At 61.4% G+C, this 3,079-nt stretch carries 2 protein-coding genes and 3 pseudogenes; 2 read left to right on the plus strand and 3 right to left on the minus strand.

The features are described from left to right. Positions 1 to 214: pseudogene (locus X728_RS1000000169975) on the minus strand (transposase); the annotation flags it as partial. Positions 215 to 310: 96 nt separating this feature from the next. Next, positions 311 to 412 (minus strand): annotated as a pseudogene (locus X728_RS1000000170875) (LysR family transcriptional regulator); the annotation flags it as partial. Between the two features lie 573 nt (positions 413 to 985). On the opposite strand from X728_RS1000000170875, the gene X728_RS137030 reads away from it, so the two are divergent. Then, positions 986 to 1,261: an acyl carrier protein gene (locus X728_RS137030; RefSeq protein ID WP_023673543.1), complete on the plus strand. Its 276-nt coding sequence runs from the start codon at positions 986 to 988 to the stop codon at positions 1,259 to 1,261. Further along, entirely contained in the window at positions 1,262 to 2,467 is a 1,206-nt protein-coding gene (locus tag X728_RS137025; RefSeq protein ID WP_031196279.1) for a beta-ketoacyl-[acyl-carrier-protein] synthase family protein, read from the plus strand. It abuts the gene before it with no gap. Positions 2,468 to 2,800: 333 nt separating this feature from the next. Here X728_RS137025 and X728_RS1000000169980 read toward each other — a convergent pair. Beyond that, positions 2,801 to 3,079 (minus strand): annotated as a pseudogene (locus X728_RS1000000169980) (transposase); the annotation flags it as partial.

Genomic DNA, 3,079 nt, shown 5'->3' on the forward strand with positions numbered 1-3,079 from the left:
CGATCATGTCCGCCAGGCTGTGGACGACCTGGTCCGGGCAGCGCGGATCGTCGATGCAACGCGCCAGACGCTCGGCCACCCGCAACCGCTTTTCCACCTCGGCCAAGGCCAGAACGCCGCTGTTGGACGACAGCATGCCGCCGTCGAAACGGGCGACGACGGACTAGCCGCCGACTGATGACAAACCGCTCAGCGGCAGCGCAAGATCGTTCATGGCGGGTGTGGTCTCCGGGAAATTTCGGATCGGCTTAAGCAACCAAATCCTACGTCATTTCAACGGGCTTGCGCCACATCCACCAACCCACATGAATTTGGTTAGGTTGATGCTGCGTGCCGCCGCCGTGAGGCCGCGCTCGCTAAGCAGCGCGTCGAGAACGACGAGAAGATTCAGATCGAGCCCTTTGAAACGCATGTCTTAGCTATCCATAGCGTGGATGAATTTGATTGAAACAAACGATTTTACCAATTTTCCGGAATGTCGCATGGACCTGGCAGGACCTCACGTGCGCCGATGACTGCCTCTATCGCGTGGCGAGTCCCTTGAGAAGAGCCCGAAAGAGGAAATCTGTCGCGTGCGGTGGAGATTGTACTGGGAATGAGAGGCAGCGCTCCAAATCATGTCGAACTCTCCGACGAATGGCGACCGGTACATAGTTGATCGCAACTGGTCCGGAGCTATGAAACATCTCGATTACATATGAGGTGCCGAGTGAATACGCTGACAGCACCCACCGTCGCAGCGTTTAGCTGACGTTTGACGACGGTTCCTATCCATTTACACGCAGATTCTTGATGTGCTGGCGCAAAAGCGGGAGGCCGGCGACTTTTCTTCGTCATCGGGCTGACGCCGCAGAAGCCGGAACTCGTCCGGTTGCTATGGGCATTGGGCTTGGTCGGCGCACAGGCTCTATGAGGGGCAATTTTGGCAACGCGACGCGACTCGGGTTTTGAACGACGCCGAAAACGCAAGCTGGAAAGGAACAAGATGGCAGATCAACTCGCCAACGAAATAATCGCAATGATCAAGAAGCGCGCCGCGTCGGAGGGCGGCATAGCGCCTGCCACGGGCGGCGAAATAACGGCTGCCACGGGACTGACTTCGCTCGGTATCGATTCACTGGGATTGGCGGACGTTCTCTGGGACCTGGAGCAGGCCTACGGCATCGAGATCGAGATGAATACGGCCGAGGCATGGTCGGATCTCCAGAATGTTGGGGGCATGGTGGAAGCCGTGCGCAGCTTGCTCCCTACGGGGGTGTGAATGGACAGGCGCGTCGTGATTACTGGGATTGGCGGGATTTGCGGGCTTGGAACCAACGCCGCCGCCATTTGGACAGAGATGCGAGAAGGCCGCTCCGCCATCGGCCCAATCGTCAACTCCGAGTTCCATGAGTTGAGGGTCAGGATCGGTGCCGAGATCAAGGCCCTGCCGGAGCATGACATCGACAGCAAGCAACTCATCTCCATGGACCGCTTCAGCCTGCTCGCTGTGCTTGCGGCGCGCGAAGCCATGCGTCAGGCCGGACTTTCCTCCAAAGAGGGAAATAGCTATCGCTTCGGTGCGGCGGTGGGCGTTGGCGGCTGCGGGTGGGATGCGATCGAGCAAACCTACCGCGCCATCCTTCTGGGCGGTAAGCGTGCCGCTCTCTTGACTGTACCCAAGGCGATGCCGGGTGCCGCTGCCGGCCAGGTCAGCATGAGTCTCGGCCTGCGCGGGCCGGTCTTCGGCGTCACGTCCGCCTGTTCCTCGGCAAACCATGCGATTGCCTGCGCGGTGGACCAGATCAGGCTCGGCCGGGCCGACGTGATGCTTGCCGGCGGCAGCGAAGCGCCGCTCATATGGGGTGTGCTGAAGGCATGGGAAGCGATCCGCGTGCTTTCGCCCGATACTTGCCGGCCATTCTCGGCCGATCGCCAGGGCCTGTCGCTTGGTGAAGGCGCCGGCATGGCGGTGCTGGAAAGCTACGAGCATGCCTTGGCTCGGGGCGCCACCATCCTTGCCGAAATTGCCGGTGTCGGCCTTTCCGCCGATGCGTCCGGCATCGTCGCGCCGACTGTCGAGGGGCCGGAGGCAGCAATGCGGGCCTGCCTTGCCGATGCCAGGCTGGACGCCGAGGATGTCGACTATCTCAACGCGCACGGCACCGGCACCAAGGCCAACGACCAGATCGAGACGGCGGCGATCAAGCGCGTCTTCGGTCAGCACGCCTTCTCAATGTCCATTTCTTCTACCAAGTCCATGCACGCGCATTGCCTCGGCGCGTCCGGCGCGCTCGAGTTGATCGCCTGCGTGATGGCTATCCGCGAGAGCGTCGTCCCGCCGACTGCCAATTATCGTGAGCTGGACCCCGATTGCGATCTCGACGTCACGCCCAATGTGGCACGCGAGCGCAAGGTGCGCGTGGCACTGAGCAACTCCTTCGCCTTTGGCGGCACGAACGCGGTTCTGGCGTTCAGGCAGGTGTAGAAGCCATGAAAGATGCTTCCGGCAACATTATCTCTCGCATCCAGATGCTTGCCGGGATAACCTTGTGAAGGGCGGGTCATTGACCGCCTCGGCGAATGCGGGAAGTGGCAGCGGAAGCTCGAGGATCCGGGGGTATCGTCTTTGCGAAATTCTTAACTGTTGAACCGGCTTGGACGTACCGCCGCCCCGTAAAAGGTAAGCGAGGCCATGCGGGCTCGGCTTGAGGGTCTGAAGCTGTACACGACAATGTCTGGAAGCCGCAGGGTCGGCTCTGCGCCGTTATAGTCGCCTGAGTGCTGCCGGCCCGGCCGCGCCGCGGGCGCCGTCAATGAGCTCCTTGAACATGCGGACCTTGCCTCTCTTGGCCGACGCTTCCAGGCGTGCTGTCGTGCTGGCCTCCAGATCCGCCACATGCTTGCGCAGGGTCGTGGTGGGCGCGAGGCCAAAGATGAAGTCGACGCGCAGCACCAGTCGATGACCTGGGTTGCAATAATGGCTATCCCCGCGGAGCAGGATTCGAATGTTCGGCCAGTTGATCCGGATCGCCCGCACCAGACGGCGCAGGTGGGGGCGGATCTCAGCCCCACTCGGCCGCTTGGCCGGTCGCAGGAT

Origin of the sequence: Mesorhizobium sp. L103C119B0 (genome assembly GCF_000502235.1) — a bacterium.
GTDB lineage: Bacteria > Pseudomonadota > Alphaproteobacteria > Rhizobiales > Rhizobiaceae > Mesorhizobium.